This is a genomic window from Streptosporangium sp. G12 (genome assembly GCF_052983175.1).
Genome location: NZ_JBRIQO010000002.1, coordinates 325370 through 340471 on the forward strand (window position 1 = coordinate 325370; position 15102 = coordinate 340471).

Consider the following 15102-nt stretch of genomic DNA (forward strand, 5'->3'; position numbering starts at 1 on the left):
GGTGCCGCCAGGCGGCACGCCGGCGAGGTCTCGGCCGCCGGGTCGGGGGGTCAGAGCTCGACGCTCTCGCCGGGCCTGAGCCGCCGGATGTCGGCCCCGAGTCTTTCGGCCTCGCCGGCGAGCACGTCCTCCAGCACCTTGACGCCCCACTCGTTGATCAAGCCGTCGTGGATCGCGTACGCGCGCCGGGGCGTCATCGCCCGCAGGTAGGCGATCATGTCGGGAACCGTCATCCAGGGAGCCTGGCCGGGCACCAGCAGTGTCGGCACGTCGACGACGGTCAGCGCGTCGCCCGGGTGGAGGACCTCCCCGTCGACGACGAATCCCACGTTGTCCACCGGCGGCACGTCGGGGTGGCTGAAGTGGTGCTTCTCCCCGACGACGGTCACCTCGAAACCCGCGATCGACAGCACGTCCCCCTCCCGCACGACCTGTACGCGGTCGCCGAGTCCGGTCAGGTGCCGGGCCACGCCGGGGCAGGTGTAGACGACGAGACGCGGGTCCCCGGCGGCGGCCGCGCGCAGACGTTCGGGTTCGAAGTGGTCGAAGTGCTCATGCGTGACGAGTACGGCCTCGGCGCCGGTGACGGCATCGGCCTCCGGGGTCATCGCGCCGGGATCGATGGTGAGGCTCCGCCCGTTCTTCTCCAGCCGCACACACGCATGTCCGAATTTAGTGAGTCTTATCGTCATGCGTCACATGCTGCTCGCCCCGCCGCGTCGCCCTGATCGGATCCGCCACGGGCGAACGATCGGTGGGCGCCCTCCCCGGAGTGGCGCCGACGGCCGTGCGCGCGGTGGGCCGGGTCGGGCGGTCGTACGCGGTCGTGGCCATCAGGCCGTGGGGGAGGTGTGGGACGATGTCGGACACTCGTGACGACGCGCTCCACTCGTGCGGGTCGGTCGGGCGCAGCGCGGTGAGCGGGACGACGCTCGCGGTCATCGCCATCGCCATCGCCGACGGTTCCAGGACGGCCACCGGCGGTGGAAGCTGAGGTGTTCACCTGGTCAGGGCCTGTCCGAGTTCGGCGAGGGCGGAGGCCGTCGCCGCGTCGGCCGGCAGGAAGGCCTCCATCCGCAGCTCGGCGACGGTGACGTCGACCGCGGTCCCGAAGTGGGTCAGAGTGGTCAGGAGTCGAAGCTCGCCGTCGCCGAAGCGAAGTCGCAGCGGGACCGCGAAGCCGAGATGATCCGGCCCCGGTTTCCGGAGGCAATCGGGTACCAGTTTCGTGAGCTCGGTGACCAGCGCCTCAAGCCGGTCGTCGGGATTGCGAGCCGCTTCCAGCCGGATGTGGTCGATCACGTGCCAGGCCCATACGTCCAGATTGATGATCCGCGGCGCCATTCCTCGAGGATCCAGCAACAAGCGGGGGACATTGACAGGCGACGCGAGGAGATGGGACGCCACCCCCTCGGTCAGCGCCCAGAACGGGTCGTTGGCCGAGACGAGATCGCCGTGCCGATCGACGATCACCGCGGGGTACGGGTGGTGCCCTCGCAGGACGCCTTCCAGCGCGACGCGGACCGGTCCGAGTTCGGGGTCGTCGAACGGGGTTTCCGGGTAGGCGGGGGCGTAGCCCGCAGCCAGCAACAGCGCGTTTCGTTCCCGAAGCGGTATCTCCAGCGACTCGGAGAGCCGTACGACCATGGACCTGCCGGGGGTCGATCGGCCGCTCTCGATGAAGCTGACGTGCCGCTGCGTGGTCCCAGCGCGCAGGGCGAGGTCCAGTTGGCTGACGCCGCGGCGTCCGCGCCACGCGCGCAGGACACCGGCGAACCCGCCGCGTTCCGAAGTGCCGGTCACCTGACCTTGTCTAACGCAGTGAACGGCGTACAGCCATTCCTTCGAGGGAATTGTCGGGCCACGACGTCGCGGTCAGGATCGGCAACGTCACGAACGCATCACGACGGAGGAAAAGCTGTGATCGATATCGAGGATCTGGTCGGCCGTTACGTGGCGGTCTGGAACGAGCCGGACGCCGAGCTGCGCCGTAAGGCCGTCGCCGAGCTGTGGACCGAGGACGGTGTCCAGATACTCCAGCCACCTCAGGAGATCCGGGAGACCGCCGCGGCACTGGGCCTCACCCCCGTCCTCGAGGCTCGCGGACACGAGGCACTCGAGGTCAGGGTGGCCCGCTCGTACGAGGAGTTCATCGCGCCCGGAAAGTTCTTCTTCAGGAGGCGGGACAACGCCGATCGTCTCGCCGATGTCGTCAAGTTCAACTGGGAGATGGTGCCCGCGGGCGGTGGTGAGCCGGTAGGCGCCGGTCTTGAGATTCTCGTCCTCGGCGAGGACGGCCGGATTCGGACCGACTACCAGTTCATCGAGGGATGAGCGTGTGGACGGTAGGCGAATCGAACAACCGTGGGGCGGCCATGCGTTCTTGCCGTCTGGAGAGGCCTGGCCGCCTTGACGGGATCGTGCCAGGTGAAGAACCGGTGCCGACGCCGGCCGGCATCCTTGTCCACGCGGTCTCGCTCGACCGACGCGACGCGCTCATTCTGCACGAGCGCCACCCCTGCCGCCTCAACGGCAGGCCCTTCGGAAAGGTGGTCATCCGAACCGACTGACAGGTAATGCCGCCGTCATCAGGCCGGGCGGCTGGGTTCTGTCCGGCGGATCAAGGCTGAGGCGATGTGCCGGGGGCGGTGGCCGGGGTCAGCGGGGGGACAGGGCGCTGCCCCCGACACCCGAGGCGTGCAGGTCGGCCTCCACCCGCGCGGCGGTGGCGAGCAGCGGCGGGAGCAGGTGGCGGCGGGCGGACTCCGAGGTCGTACGGCTCGCGTGGGAGGAGATGTTGATCGCGGCGGTCACCCGTCCCGAGCGTTCCCTGACGGGGACGGCGATCGAGCGCAGGCCCTCCTCCAGCTCCTGGTCGACCATGGCCCAGCCCTGGGCGCGCACCCTGTCGAGCTCGGCTCCGAGGGCGACGGGAGAGGTGATCGTCTTGGGGGTGAAACTGTGGAGCTCGACCCGTCCGAGGTAGGCGTCGAGGTCGTCGGGCGGCAGCCAGGCCAGCAGCACCCGGCCCATCGAGGTGCAGTGCGCCGGAAAACGGGTGCCGATGTTGATGGTCACCCGCATGATCCTGCTGGTCGCCACCCGGGCCACGTAGACGACGTCCTCGCCGTCGAGCACCGCCACCGACGCCGACTCGTGCACCTCGGCGACGAGGCGTTCGAGGTGCGGCTCGGCCACCTCGGGCAGCGAGAGGCTGGACAGGTAGGCGTACCCGAGGTCCAGGACGCGGGGGGAGAGCGCGAACAGCCGCCCGTCGGTCCTGACGTAGCCGAGGTCGACGAGCGTCAGCAGGAACCGCCGGGCCGCGGCCCGGGTCAGGCCGGTCGCGCGGGCCACCTCGCTGAGCGTCAGCTCGGGGCTCGTCGCGCTGAACGCCTTGATCACCGAGAGCCCGCGCGCCAGCGACTGCACGTGGTCCGAGCCACGGTCAACCGGTTCGACCATCCCCGCCCTCCTCGTTCCGGTCGAACTCTAGTGCCGTCCGTGCCACCGCGAACGCCCGGTTGGCGGCGGGCACGCCCGCGTAGATCGCGGTCTGCAGCAGCACTTCCTTGATCTCCTCCTCGGTCAGGCCGACGCGGAGCGCCGCCCGTACGTGCATGGCCAGCTCGTGCTCGTGCCCGAGCGCGGCGAGCATGGCCAGCGTGATGCAACTGCGGGTGCGCCGGTCCAGGCCGGGACGGGTCCAGATCTCACCCCACGCGTACGTGGTGATGAACTCCTGGAAGTCCGCGGTGAACGGGGTGGTGCCCGCGACGGCGCGGTCCACGTGCTCGTCGCCGAGTACGGCCCGGCGTGTCGCGTCCCCGGCCGCCCACCCGTTCGTGCCGTTCGTCTCCGCGGTCTCCCCGCTGATCTGCCCGTTCGTACCGCTCGTTCCCGCGGTCTCCCCGCTCATCCGCCCGCTCTCCCGTCCGTTCGTGCCGTTCGTCTCTCGCCGGTGTCCCGTTCGCTCATCCGCCGGCTCCCGTGAGGTTCTCGTGGGCGGCGAGTGCCCGGTCGACGAAGGCGGTGGCGGAGCCGAGGGCGCCCGCCGGGTCGAGGGCCGCGTCGATCTCCCCGGCGGTCAGGGAGACGCCGGGATCGGCGAGCAGGACCTCCCGCAGCTCCGCGCCCTCCTCGGCGGCGCGGGCGCAGGCGGCGTCCACCAGCCGCCGGGCCTGCGGGGTGCCCCCGAGCCGTACGACGACCTGCTCGGCCATCAGCAGCCCGCGGGTCGCCCCGAGGTTGGCGCGCATCCGGGCGGGGTCGACGGTCAGGCCCTCCAGCACCTCGCGGAGCCAGGAGGCGGCGCTGCCGGTGAGCCGGAGCAGCTCGCCCAGCGTCTCCCACTCGGCCTGCCAGGGGCCCGCGGCGCGCTCGTGCTCCTGGACCATGCCGTCCAGGATCGAGGCGACCAGCCCGGGGACGCGCTGGACGCAGGCGAGCACGGACATCGAGCCCACCGGATTGCGCTTGTGCGGCATCGCGCTCGAGGTGCCCCGGCCGGGCCCGGTGGGCTCGGCGACCTCCGCCACCTCGGTCTGGGCCAGCAGCTTCACGTCGTTCGCCACCTTGCCGAGCGTTCCCGCCGCGGTGCCGAGCGCGCAGGCCAGCCGGGCCACCGGGGTCCGGTCGGTGTGCCAGGGGACGAGCGGCTCGGCCAGTCCCAGCCCGGCCGCCAGGAGCGGCGGCACCTCGTGGCCCCGCTCGCCGAGGACCGACAGGGTGCCGGCCGCCCCGCCGTACTGGACCGGCAGCGGCACCTCCGCCAGCCAGGACCGCGAGCGGTCCAGCGCGCTCAGCCAGCCCGCCGCCTTCAGCCCGAACGTGACGGGCACGGCGTGCTGCAGGACGGTGCGGCCGGCCATGACGGTGCCGCGATGGCCGGACGCCAGTCGCGCGCAGGCGTCCGCGCAGGCGGACAGGTCGGCCAGGATCGGTGTCAGCGCGCGGCGGGCGACCAGCATGGCGGCGGTGTCGTTGATGTCCTGGCTGGTGGCGCCGTAGTGGACGAACCCCCGCAGGCCGGGCTCGATCCGCTCCCGCAGGGCGGCGACCAGGGGGATGACGGGGTTGCCGGTCCGCGCGGCCCTGCCGCCCAGCTCGGCGACGTCGTAGAGCTCGGGGCGGCAGGCCCGCGCCAGCGCGGCGGGCACCTCGGCGGGGACCAGGCCGATCCCGGCCTGCGCGCCGGCCAGCGCGGCCTCGACGTCCAGCATGGCGGCCAGCCACGCGACGTCCGACACCTCCGCCGAGGCCTCGCCCCTGGCGAACGTCCCGGAGAACAGGCCGGAGACCGGGCCGCCGCTCGCGGGAGAGGGAGAGGTCATGTCCACCTCCGGGTGGTTCGGACGCCGGTCATGGCCGCTCAGGAACCGATTCCCTCGAGGACGACGGCGAGTCCCTGGCCGACGCCGATGCAGATGGCGGCCAGGCCGTACCCGCCGCCCCGGCGGTGCAGCTCGTGGGCGAGGGTGCCGAGGATACGCGCCCCCGAGGAGCCGAGGGGGTGGCCGAGCGCGATGGCGCCGCCGTTGACGTTGACGATCTCGGGGTCGAGGTCGGGCCACTCGGCGAGGCACGCCAGCGACTGGGCGGCGAACGCCTCGTTGAGTTCGACCACGCTCAGGTCGGACCAGCCGACGCCCGCCCGCTTGAGGGCCGTACGGGCCGCGTCGACCGGTCCGACGCCGAACAGGTGCGGCTCGACGCCGATCACCGCGCGGGACACGATCCTGGCCAGCGGGGCCCGTCCGGACCGGGCGGCCCCCGCCTCGTCGCCGACGAGCAGCGCGGCCGCGCCGTCGTTGAGCGGGGAGGCGTTTCCCGCGGTGACGGTGCCGCCGGGGCGGAAGACCGGTTTCAGGCCGGACAGGGACTCCTCGGTCGAGTCGGCCCTGACGGACTCGTCGTGGCCGAGGGCGTCGAGCGGGACCACCTCGCGGTCGAAGACGCCGCGCTCCCAGGCCGCCGCCGCGCGCCGGTGGCTGCGCAGCGCGAACCGGTCCTGGGCCTCGCGGCCGATGTCGTAGCGGTCGGCGAGGATCTCGGCGCCCTCACCCAGGGCGACCGTCCACTCGGCGGGCATCCGGGGGTTGACCATGCGCCAGCCGAGGGCGGTGTCGTGCAGGGTCCGCTCTCCCCGGTCGAAGCCCCGCGCGGGCTTGGGCATCACCCACGGCGCCCGGCTCATCGACTCGGAACCTCCGGCGACCACCAGGGAGGCGTCGCCCACGGCCACCGCGCGGGAGGCGGCGATCGCCGCCTCCAGGCCGGAGCCGCACAGCCGGTTGAGGGTCGTGCCGGGCACCGTCACCGGCAGCCCGGCCAGGAGCACGGCCATCCGCGCGACGTCCCGGTTGTCCTCGCCCGCCCCGTTGGCCGCGCCGAAGAACACGTCCTCGATGGCGGCGGGGTCGAGCGCGGGGGCGCGGTCGGCCAGCGCGCGGACGACGTGCGCGGCCAGGTCGTCGGGGCGGACGCCCGACAGCGCCCCGCCGTACCGGCCGATGGGCGTGCGGACCGCGTCGAGGATGTAGACGTCGTTCACGTTCGGAGGCTCCTGTCGGCCGGGGGCTCGGCGAGCGGGGCCACCGTGGCCATCGTTCCTTCCCGCGCGTCCTCGTTACCCGGATCGGTGGACGTTCGTCATGCGTACGAATGTTCTCTGAATGAACATACTGAGGTGTCGTTCGGACGGTCAACTTCACGGCCCGACATTCCTTGACACGCCGGATGCCGGGGCGTAGCTTCCGCGATACGCATCGTGCGTTCAGGGAATGGTTGTTCGCATAACGCACACCCATCCCCGACCTCTTCCCTCCGGAAGGTTCCGTGCGTCGTTCCCCAGCCGCCCTGGCCGGCCATGACCAGCCGTGACTCACCATGACTCAACATGACAAAGGAGACGCCATGCCGCTGATGGACGCCAAGACGTGGACCGGGCAGGTTTTCGGGGACGGCTGGAGCACCTCGCGCGCGGGCGACGCGGCCGTGGTCGAGCCCGCCACCGGCGCGGAGCTCGGCCGGGTCGGCGTGGCCGGGCCCGAGGACGTGGCGGCGGCGGCCGTGCGCGCCGTACGGGCACAGCGGGAGTGGGCGGCGACCTCGTTCGAGGAGCGGGCGGCCGTGCTGCGGCGGGCCGGGAGGCTGTTCGAGGAGCACGCCGAGGAGATCCAGGACTGGCTGGTCCGTGAGGCCGGGTCGATCCGCCCCAAGGCGGGCGTGGAGACGCACGTCGCCGCCCAGGAGTGCCACGAGGCCGCCGCGCTGGCGTCCCAGCCGCTGGGGGAGATCCTGCCGACCGTCAAGCGGCGGCTCAGCCTGGCCCGCCGCGTACCCGCCGGGGTGGTCGGGGTGATCGCCCCGTTCAACTTCCCGCTGGTCCTCGCCATCCGCTCGGTCGCCCCCGCGCTCGCCCTGGGGAACGCGGTGATCCTCAAGCCCGACCCGCGTACCGCCGTCTCCGGAGGTGTCGCCGTCGCCCGCGTCTTCGAGGAGGCGGGCCTGCCCCCCGGGCTGCTCCACGTGCTGCCGGGAGGGGTGGCGGCCGGTCAGGCGCTGGTCGGCGATCCGCTGGTACGGGTGATCTCCTTCACCGGCTCGACCGCGGCGGGGCGCGCGGTCGGCGAGGCGTGCGGACGGCTGCTCAAGCGGGTGCACCTGGAGCTCGGCGGCAACAGCGCGCTGATCGTCCTGGACGACGCGGACCTGGACCTCGCCGTCTCGGCGGGCGCCTGGGGCTCCTTCCTGCACCAGGGGCAGATCTGCATGACCACCGGACGCCACCTGGTGCACTCCTCGATCGCGGAGGAGTACGTGGCGCGGCTCGCGGAGAAGGCCGACCACCTGCCGGTCGGCGATCCGGCGGGCGGGCAGGTCGCGCTCGGCCCGCTGATCGACGCCGGCCAGCGGGACAAGGTCCACGGCCTGGTCTCCGCGAGCGTCGACGCCGGGGCGCGGCTGGCCGCGGGCGGCACCTACGAGGGACTCTTCTACCGGCCCACGGTCCTGGCCGACCTGCCCGCGCACGCTCCCGCGTACGTCCAGGAGGTGTTCGGCCCGGTCGCGCCCGTCGTGCCGTTCTCCACGATCGAGGAGGCCGCCGCGCTGGCCTCCGACAGCGAGTACGGCCTGTCGCTGGGCATCCTGACGCGCGACGCGATGCGCGGCCTGGCGCTGGCCGACCTCGTTCCCACCGGAATCGTGCACGTCAACGACCAGACGGTGGACGACGAGGCGGTGGCCCCGTTCGGCGGGGTCGGCGCGTCGGGTACCGGCTCACGCTTCGGCGGGGGACGGGCCAACATCGAGGCCTTCACCGAGACCCGCTGGGTGACGATGCAAGGAAATATCGCGACGTATCCCTTCTGACTCCCTGCTGGCGGGCTGCATAACCTCCCCTGATAGTGCGCCGTGAGGCTTATGGGAGAGTTGGGCAATGTTCGAGCGGGGAGTCGGTATGTCGCGGGTGTCGTGGATGTCGCGGGTGTTGCTCGTCGCGGGGTTCGTGCTCGCGGCGCTCAACCTGCGGCCCGCGCTGGCGGGCATCTCCCCGGTACTGGACGAGATCATGGACGATCTCGGGCTGAGCGCCGCCGGGGGCGGGGCGATCACCACCGTCATGGTGGTCTGCCTGGGCGTCCTCGGCCCGCTCGCCCCCCTGCTCGCCCGCCGCTTCGGCCTGGACCGCACGCTCATGGCCGGGCTGCTGATCCTGGCGGCCGGAGTGGCGCTGCGCGGCACGGGAAGCGTCCCCGCGCTCTACGCGGGCGCGGCCGTCGCCGGTACGGCCATCGCCGTGATGAACGTCGCGATGCCCGGCGTGGTCAAGCAGCACTTCCCCACGCGGGTCGGGCCGTTCACCGCGATCTACGTCTCCGGCCTGGTGCTGGGCGCCGCGGTGGCGTCCGGTTCGGTGGTCCCGATCGAGCGGGCCACCGGGCTCGGCTGGCGCGAGGTGACGGCGATGACCGCGATCCCGGCACTGGCGGCGGCGGCGCTCTGGCTGCCCCAGGCGCTGCGCCGCCCCGCCCGCCCGGAGGTCGCGCCCAGGCCGTTCGCCCTGCTGCTCCGCAGCCGGGTGACCTGGTACGTCACCGTCTACATGGGCCTGCAGTCGCTGACCTTCTACATCATGCTGGCCTGGATACCGACGATCTTCAAGGACGCGGGACTCCCCGCCGACCAGGCCGGATACATGCTCAGCCTCACCAACCTGGCCCAGGTGGCGGCCACGCTGACCGTCCCGGTGCTCGCGGGCCGGGCCCGGTCGCAGGTGCCGTACGTCACCGCCGCGACCGTTCTCACGATCGCCGGATACCTCGGAGTGCTGATCGCCCCCGCCGCCCTGCCGTGGCTCTGGATGATCGTCCTCGGGGTGGGGCAGGGCGCCTCGATCGCGCTGGCCCTGCTCATCATCACGCTCCGCGCGCCCGACCCGGTCTCGGTCACCGCCCTGTCGGCCGTCGCCCAGTCCGTCGGCTACACGCTGGCCGCGCTCGGACCGCTCCTGATCGGCGCGCTCCACCAGCTCTCGGGCGGCTGGACGCTGCCGCTGCTGGCCGGGCTCGGCGCGTGCGGCCTGCAGCTGGCGGCCGGGTTCCTGGCCGGGCGCCCGGTCGCGCCGTCCGGGGCGGGAGAGCCTCGTCCGGCCGAGGGCTCGCCCTCCCTGGCCTGACCTGTGTGCCGTGAAAGCCCTGGTCAGCGGGGTGAATCGGCCTCTTGTGGCTTTCCGGGCGGGCGCGTAGCGTGGGACGGGGCCGCCACCGGATGACCGAAGGGCGGAGCCGCGATCGGCGGCACGCCGTACGGCATCGCGTTCACCCGGATCCGGGGTGGCCGTCATTCCATTCTCTTTGCGACTCTCTTCGCGACGACAACCCCGTGTCATCGGGGCTCCCCGCGATGTGGACGGGGAGGCGGACATGGTCGCGACGGCGCGACGGCTCGTGAGGCGGGTCCCCGCCACCGGCGCGGATCTGCTGGTCGACTGCCTGGAGAGGTCGGGGGTCGAGTACGTCTTCGGGATCCCGGGCGCCAAGATCGACGCGGTGTTCGACGCCCTGGTCGACGCCGGGCCACGGCTGGTGGTGTGCCGGCACGAGCAGAACGCCGCCTTCATGGCGGCGGCGGCCGGCCGGCTCACCGGGCGGCCCGGCGTGGTGCTGGTGACCTCGGGGCCCGGCACCTCCAACCTGGCCACGGGCCTGGCGACGGCGACCACGGAGGGCGACCCGGTCGTCGCGTTCGCCGGGGCGGCGCCCCGCGCCGGCCGCCTGAAGCGGACACACCGGTCGATGGACTCGGCCGGCCTGCTCCGGGCGGTCTGCAAGTCCACCTGGGAGGTGGACGACGTGGCGGCCCTGCCCGAGGTCGTGTCGAACGCCTACCGGGCGGCCTCCACCTCGCCCCGCGGGGCCGTGGCCGTCATCCTCCCGCAGGACCTCCTCGGTGACGCCACCACGGAGTCCCCCGCCGGGACTCCGGACGTGCCACGGCTCGGGCCCGCCTCTCCGGAGGCGGTCGACCGGGCCGCGGACGCCGTCAGGCGGGCCCGGACGCCGGTCGTGCTGCTCGGGGCCCGGACCGGCGACCGGGTCACGGCCGAGGCGGTGCGCGGCCTGATGGCGCGCACCGGGCTGCCGGTGGTGGAGACCTTCCGGGCCGCCGGGGTGGTGCCGCGAGGGGAGCTGGAGGAACGCTTCCTCGGCAGGGTCGGCCTGTTCCGCAACCAGCCGGGAGACGAGGCGCTGGGCCAGGCGGACCTCGTCCTCGCCGTCGGGTACGACCATGTCGAGTACGACCCCGGGCTGTGGAACCCGGGCCCCGGGGTGGGACCGGAGATCGTCCACCTGGACGACTGCCCGGCGGAGATCGACAATCACTACCGACCGTCGGTCGAGCTGCGCGGCGACGTGGCGGCCACCGTGACGGCACTGGCCGACCGGCTGGACGGGCTGGCCCTCGCACCCGGCGCCGCGGCCCGTGTCGCGAGGCTGCGCGCCAGGCTCGCCGAGCTGGACACCGCGCCCGCCGAATCCCGTCCTGGCCGAATCCATCCCCTGCGGATCGTCCGCGCCCTGCGCGAGGCGGTCGACGACGACACCACCGTGGTCTGCGACGTCGGTTCCCACTACATCTGGATGGCCCGTCACTTCCGGACCTACCGGCCACGCGGCCTGCTGTTCTCCGACGGCCAGCAGACGCTCGGTGTGGCACTGCCCCGGGCCGTCGCCACGGCGCTGGTGCGGCCGGGCCACAAGGTGGTGTCCGTCTCCGGCGACGGGGGCTTCCTCTTCTCCGCCATGGAACTGGAGACCGCCGTGCGCGTCGGCGCCGACCTCACGCATCTGGTGTGGCGCGACGGCACCTACGACATGGTCGCCTTCCAGGAGCGGCTGAAGTACGGGCGGACGTCGGGGGTCGACTTCGGCCCGATCGACACGGTGCGTTTCGCCGAGAGCTTCGGCGCGGCCGGGATGCGGGCGACCTGCGCGGACGAGCTTCCCGCGGTGCTCCGCCGGGCCCTCGACACGCCGGGTCCCGTCGTCGTCGACGTGCCGGTCGACTACGGCGACAACGAGAGCCTCGGGGCGGTTCTGCACCTGGAGTCGTTCGAGTGACATCCTCCCGGGAGAGGTGACGGCGCGATGGACGGAGCCCACCGACATCATGGACACCGTGGACACCACGGCTTCCTGGACGGGCCGGTGCGCGCCTTCCTCGCGCACCGCGACGGTGGTGGTGGCCCCGCCGCCCGCCGGAGGCCGGAGGCGCCCGGGAGGTCCGGACCCGCCCTCCGGGGCGGCGCGGACCATCGGCCGCCCGCACGTCCCGTTCCCTTCGCGAGTCGTTGTTCCAATGGTCATCCAAGCGGCCTACGTTCCTGAACATGATCCGTAGGCTTCTGGCCGCGGCGCTGACGGTCCTCGCGACCGGTACCGTCGCCGTTGTGCTGCAACAACCCGAACCCGCCACCGCCGAGCCGCGCGGCCGCGAACCCCTCGTCATCGCCCACCGGGGCGCCAGCGCGCACCGGCCCGAGCACACCCTGCTCTCGTACGAGACCGCGATCGCGCTCGGCGCCGACTACATCGAGCCCGACCTGGTCTCGACGAAGGACCACGTGCTGGTGGCCAGGCACGAGAACGAGATCGGCGGCACCACGGACGTCGAGAACCACCCCGAGTTCGCGGCGCGCCGGACGACCAAGACCATCGACGGCACCCCGATCACCGGCTGGTTCACCGAGGACTTCACGCTCGCGGAGCTGAAGACGCTCAGGGCCGAGGAGCGCGTTCCCGACCTGCGTCCGGACAACACCGCCTTCAACGGCCTCGCGGAGATCCCGACCTTCGACGAGGTCGTCGCGCTCGCCAAGCGCAGCGGGGTCGGCGTCTACCCCGAGACCAAGCACCCGACCTACTTCGACTCCATCGGCCTCTCCCTGGAGGAGCCGCTGCTCGACGTGCTCGGCCGGCACGGCTGGCGCGGGAGCCGGGACCCGGTCTTCATCCAGTCCTTCGAGACCGCCAACCTGCGCGAGCTGAGCAAGCGGACCAAGCTGCCGCTGATCCAGCTCATCACCGCCACCGGCGCCCCGTACGACTGGGTCGCCGCCGGAGACCCGCGCACCTACGACACCATGGTCGCCCCCGCCGGGCTCCGCGACGTGGCGAGCTACGCGGACGGCGTCGGCGTCGACACCAGGCGGATCGTGCCCGCCGGCCCCGACGGACGCCTCCTGCCGCCCACCCCGCTCGTCCGGGACGCCCACCGGGCCGGTCTGAAGGTCCACACCTGGACCGTCAGGAACGAGAACTCGCAGCTCCCGGTGGACTTCCGGTTCGGCAACCCGGCGAGCCCGGCCTACCCGCGCGCCACCGGCAACGTGATGGGCTGGCTGGAGAGGCTCTACTCCCTCGGCGTCGACGGCGTCTTCGCCGACGACCCGGGCATGGCCAACGCCGTCAGGGAGCGCGTCTTCTAGCACCCCTCGGCCCCGATCACCCGGGTACGGCGATCCGCACGGGGGTCTCGCGACGCGGGACCCCGTGCGGGCCGGGAACGCGGCTAGCGGACGGGGGAGGGGGCCGGCGGCGGCCTGTCCGTGACGGCCGTGTAGAGGTCCTCGGCCAGGCCCTCGCCTCCCCGGGGGGCGAACGGCCTGATCGCGGTGATGTGCCCGTCGGGCCGCACCAGCACCAGCGTGTCGTCGGGGACGCCGAACCGCAGGCGGACCCGCTCGCCGGGGTCGAGCAGGAGCCGGTCACGCAGCTCCGAGCCCGGTGGCACGTCCCACCTGCTGACCACGTACTGCCGTAGCGCGGGCGAGTCGGGGGGCGGAACCAGGGGAGCCCGCCGGGCGTCGGTGAAGTACAGCGCCACGAAGGAGTCCGCGCACAGGTCGTGCACGTGGACCTCCCCGGCGGGGCCGAACAGCGGCAGGTCCGGGGCGCGGTCACCGCGCCGCACCGGCGCGGGGGTGTCACCGGTCTTGACCATGCCCCAGTCGCCGGTGCCGTCCACGTCGAGCCGCACGCCCAGCAGCGTGCGCGTCTGGGCGGTTCCCCAGCCGCCCTCCGTCATGGCCGCGGCGTCCGCACCGCGATGGGCCATGACGGCGCGGGCCGCCTCGGCCATCTTGCCCGAGCCCAGGGAGGCCACCGGCAGCTGCTCGCTCTCGTACCCGTCGAGCAGCCGGTCGTCCGCCCACCCCCGCAGCACCCACGCCAGGCGCCACGCCAGGTTGGAGGTGTCCAGCGCCCCGGTGTTGAGGCCGAGGGCCCACATCGGCGTGATCAGGTGGGCGGCGTCCCCGAGCAGGAAGACCCGGTGGTCACGCCAGCGGCTCGCGATCCGGTGATGGACGCGGTAGACGTTGCAGCCCACCAGCCGCGAGGGGCCCACCTCCCCGAGGAAGCGCAGCGCCCTGTCCCGCAGCTCCGCCTCGTCCGGTTCCGGCGTGCCCGGTTTGAGCGGGTAGACGAAGCGCCAGCAGTGCGGCAGGCGCACCACGACCACCCACTCCTCCGGGTCGGAGAAGTAGCCCAGGTAGGGATAGTCGCGCGGGGTGTCGATGTCGAGGTCGACCTCCAGGTCGACGAGCACGTACCGCTCCTCCAGCGTCCGGCCCTCGACGGTCACCCCGAGCGCCCCCCGGATGGACGACCGCCCGCCGTCGCAGCCCAGCAGGAACGACCCGCGGATCACCCGCGGCCCCGAGGCCGTCTCGGCGGTCACCTCCACCCCGTCCGGGTCCTGCCGGAAACCGGTCACGCGGTGTCCCATGCGCAGCGCGCCCGGCACCCTGCGCTCCAGCTCGTCGCGGAGCACCGGCTCCAGGTGGTGCTGCGGGATGTTGGCGAGGAACGGGAACCGGGTGTCCCCGGCCAGCGCGTCCGTACGCACCCGGAACCTGGGCAGGCCCGTGGCACGCTCGAACTCGCCGATCTCGTCGACGCGCAGCGCGGCGCGGAGCACCGGGGGCAGCGCCCCGTACCGGTGCAGGATCTCCAGGCTGCGGGTGAGCAGCGAGCCGGCCTTGGTGTCCGGGGACAGCCGTTCGTCCTCCTCGAGCACCACGACCGGGAGGCCGTGGTGGGCGAGCCCGAGCGCGGTGACGAGCCCCACGGGACCCGCGCCGGCCACGACGATCGGAGCGGGCCGCTCACCGCCGGCCGACGGGGACCGCTCGCCGGAGGCCGGGACAGGCCGCTCGCCGGCGGTCGGGCGGTCAGCCATTCTTCAGCTCCACCAGGCGCGAGACGTATCTCGTCTCTCCCACGTTCGTCAGCTTGTGCACCGCGCCCGGATCTCTGAAAATCACCGAGCCGCGCGGTTCCGGCGCGTCGATCAGCTGCCCGTCGGCGGTCTCGATGACGTTGAGGGCCCCCTCGACCGCGATGACGAGGTACGGGTGGTCGTGCCGGTGCAGGGGCTGGGTCTGGCCCGGTTCCAGCTCGATCTGCCATACCCTGACCAGCTCGTTCTCGAAGACGACGTGCTGGCCCACCGGGCCCAGCCCGGTCTCGCCCGCTTCTGGATCACTCATCGGATACCTCCGTGTCGACTCGGATGATGTGGCGGGTGCCTGCC

General features: G+C 72.9%; 14 protein-coding genes. 6 read left to right on the plus strand and 8 right to left on the minus strand.

The annotated features are described in order from the left end of the window. Positions 1-50: 50 nt before the first annotated feature. Positions 51-692: an MBL fold metallo-hydrolase gene (locus ACVCAG_RS04630; RefSeq protein ID WP_440081722.1), complete on the minus strand. Its 642-nt coding sequence runs from the start codon at positions 690-692 to the stop codon at positions 51-53. Between the two features lie 167 nt (positions 693-859). On the opposite strand from ACVCAG_RS04630, the gene ACVCAG_RS04635 reads away from it, so the two are divergent. Next, positions 860-994, plus strand: a complete 135-nt coding sequence (locus ACVCAG_RS04635; protein ID WP_440081721.1) for a hypothetical protein — start codon at positions 860-862, stop codon at positions 992-994. Positions 995-999: 5 nt separating this feature from the next. Here ACVCAG_RS04635 and ACVCAG_RS04640 read toward each other — a convergent pair whose 3' ends face one another. Further along, the gene (locus tag ACVCAG_RS04640; RefSeq protein ID WP_440081720.1) at positions 1000-1803 is read right to left on the minus strand and encodes an MmyB family transcriptional regulator; all 804 of its coding nucleotides are present in this window, start codon (positions 1801-1803) and stop codon (positions 1000-1002) included. A 117-nt stretch (positions 1804-1920) separates the two neighbouring features. On the opposite strand from ACVCAG_RS04640, the gene ACVCAG_RS04645 reads away from it, so the two are divergent. Further along, the gene (locus ACVCAG_RS04645; RefSeq protein ID WP_440081718.1) at positions 1921-2334 is read left to right on the plus strand and encodes a hypothetical protein; all 414 of its coding nucleotides are present in this window, start codon (positions 1921-1923) and stop codon (positions 2332-2334) included. 324 nt (positions 2335-2658) lie between these two features. Here the strand turns inward: ACVCAG_RS04645 and ACVCAG_RS04650 are convergent, their stop codons facing one another. Genes ACVCAG_RS04650 through ACVCAG_RS04665 form a run of 4 tightly spaced genes read right to left on the minus strand, consistent with a single transcriptional unit; the run spans position 2659 to position 6553 of the window. Next, positions 2659-3465 (minus strand): IclR family transcriptional regulator, encoded by an 807-nt coding sequence (locus tag ACVCAG_RS04650; protein ID WP_447189488.1) that lies wholly within the window; start codon positions 3463-3465, stop codon positions 2659-2661. Continuing rightward, positions 3449-3919, minus strand: coding sequence for a 4-carboxymuconolactone decarboxylase (gene pcaC, locus ACVCAG_RS04655; protein ID WP_447189489.1), 471 nt, complete (start codon positions 3917-3919; stop codon positions 3449-3451). Before pcaC ends, ACVCAG_RS04650 begins: the two co-directional genes overlap by 17 nt. Before the next feature lie 55 nt (positions 3920-3974). After that, positions 3975-5333: a 3-carboxy-cis,cis-muconate cycloisomerase gene (gene pcaB, locus ACVCAG_RS04660; RefSeq protein WP_440081714.1), complete on the minus strand. Its 1359-nt coding sequence runs from the start codon at positions 5331-5333 to the stop codon at positions 3975-3977. Positions 5334-5371: 38 nt separating this feature from the next. Further along, entirely contained in the window at positions 5372-6553 is a 1182-nt protein-coding gene (locus ACVCAG_RS04665) for a thiolase family protein (RefSeq protein WP_447189490.1), read from the minus strand. 362 nt (positions 6554-6915) lie between these two features. Between ACVCAG_RS04665 and ACVCAG_RS04670 the strand changes: the two genes are divergently transcribed. From ACVCAG_RS04670 to ACVCAG_RS04685, 4 genes are all read left to right on the plus strand, one after another. After that, positions 6916-8376, plus strand: coding sequence for a benzaldehyde dehydrogenase (locus ACVCAG_RS04670; RefSeq protein WP_447189491.1), 1461 nt, complete (start codon positions 6916-6918; stop codon positions 8374-8376). An 88-nt stretch (positions 8377-8464) separates the two neighbouring features. After that, positions 8465-9682 (plus strand): MFS transporter, encoded by a 1218-nt coding sequence (locus tag ACVCAG_RS04675; protein WP_440081711.1) that lies wholly within the window; start codon positions 8465-8467, stop codon positions 9680-9682. A gap of 247 nt (positions 9683-9929) precedes the next feature. Then, positions 9930-11627, plus strand: coding sequence for an acetolactate synthase AlsS (gene alsS / locus ACVCAG_RS04680; RefSeq protein WP_440081710.1), 1698 nt, complete (start codon positions 9930-9932; stop codon positions 11625-11627). Between the two features lie 269 nt (positions 11628-11896). Then, positions 11897-12994 (plus strand): glycerophosphodiester phosphodiesterase family protein, encoded by a 1098-nt coding sequence (locus ACVCAG_RS04685; RefSeq protein ID WP_440081709.1) that lies wholly within the window; start codon positions 11897-11899, stop codon positions 12992-12994. An 83-nt stretch (positions 12995-13077) separates the two neighbouring features. Here ACVCAG_RS04685 and ACVCAG_RS04690 read toward each other — a convergent pair whose 3' ends face one another. Together ACVCAG_RS04690 and ACVCAG_RS04695 are read right to left on the minus strand one after the other, a co-directional pair. After that, complete coding sequence (locus ACVCAG_RS04690) at positions 13078-14748, minus strand: FAD-dependent monooxygenase (RefSeq protein ID WP_447189492.1); 1671 nt, start codon at positions 14746-14748, stop codon at positions 13078-13080. Further along, complete coding sequence (locus ACVCAG_RS04695; protein ID WP_447189493.1) at positions 14741-15058, minus strand: hypothetical protein; 318 nt, start codon at positions 15056-15058, stop codon at positions 14741-14743. Before ACVCAG_RS04695 ends, ACVCAG_RS04690 begins: the two co-directional genes overlap by 8 nt. Positions 15059-15102: the final 44 nt, after the last annotated feature.

What these genes read in the sequence shown, in the direction of transcription:
- ACVCAG_RS04630 (WP_440081722.1), bottom strand. Translation starts at nt 692, where the DNA reads ATGACGATAAGACTCACTAAATTCGGACATGCGTGTGTGCGGCTGGAG.
- ACVCAG_RS04635 (WP_440081721.1), top strand. Translation starts at nt 860, where the DNA reads ATGTCGGACACTCGTGACGACGCGCTCCACTCGTGCGGGTCGGTCGGG.
- ACVCAG_RS04650 (WP_447189488.1), bottom strand. Translation starts at nt 3,465, where the DNA reads ATGGTCGAACCGGTTGACCGTGGCTCGGACCACGTGCAGTCGCTGGCG.
- pcaC (WP_447189489.1), bottom strand. Translation starts at nt 3,919, where the DNA reads ATGAGCGGGGAGACCGCGGGAACGAGCGGTACGAACGGGCAGATCAGC.
- pcaB (WP_440081714.1), bottom strand. Translation starts at nt 5,333, where the DNA reads ATGACCTCTCCCTCTCCCGCGAGCGGCGGCCCGGTCTCCGGCCTGTTC.
- ACVCAG_RS04670 (WP_447189491.1), top strand. Translation starts at nt 6,916, where the DNA reads ATGCCGCTGATGGACGCCAAGACGTGGACCGGGCAGGTTTTCGGGGAC.
- ACVCAG_RS04675 (WP_440081711.1), top strand. Translation starts at nt 8,465, where the DNA reads ATGTCGCGGGTGTCGTGGATGTCGCGGGTGTTGCTCGTCGCGGGGTTC.
- alsS (WP_440081710.1), top strand. Translation starts at nt 9,930, where the DNA reads ATGGTCGCGACGGCGCGACGGCTCGTGAGGCGGGTCCCCGCCACCGGC.
- ACVCAG_RS04685 (WP_440081709.1), top strand. Translation starts at nt 11,897, where the DNA reads ATGATCCGTAGGCTTCTGGCCGCGGCGCTGACGGTCCTCGCGACCGGT.
- ACVCAG_RS04690 (WP_447189492.1), bottom strand. Translation starts at nt 14,748, where the DNA reads ATGGCTGACCGCCCGACCGCCGGCGAGCGGCCTGTCCCGGCCTCCGGC.
- ACVCAG_RS04695 (WP_447189493.1), bottom strand. Translation starts at nt 15,058, where the DNA reads ATGAGTGATCCAGAAGCGGGCGAGACCGGGCTGGGCCCGGTGGGCCAG.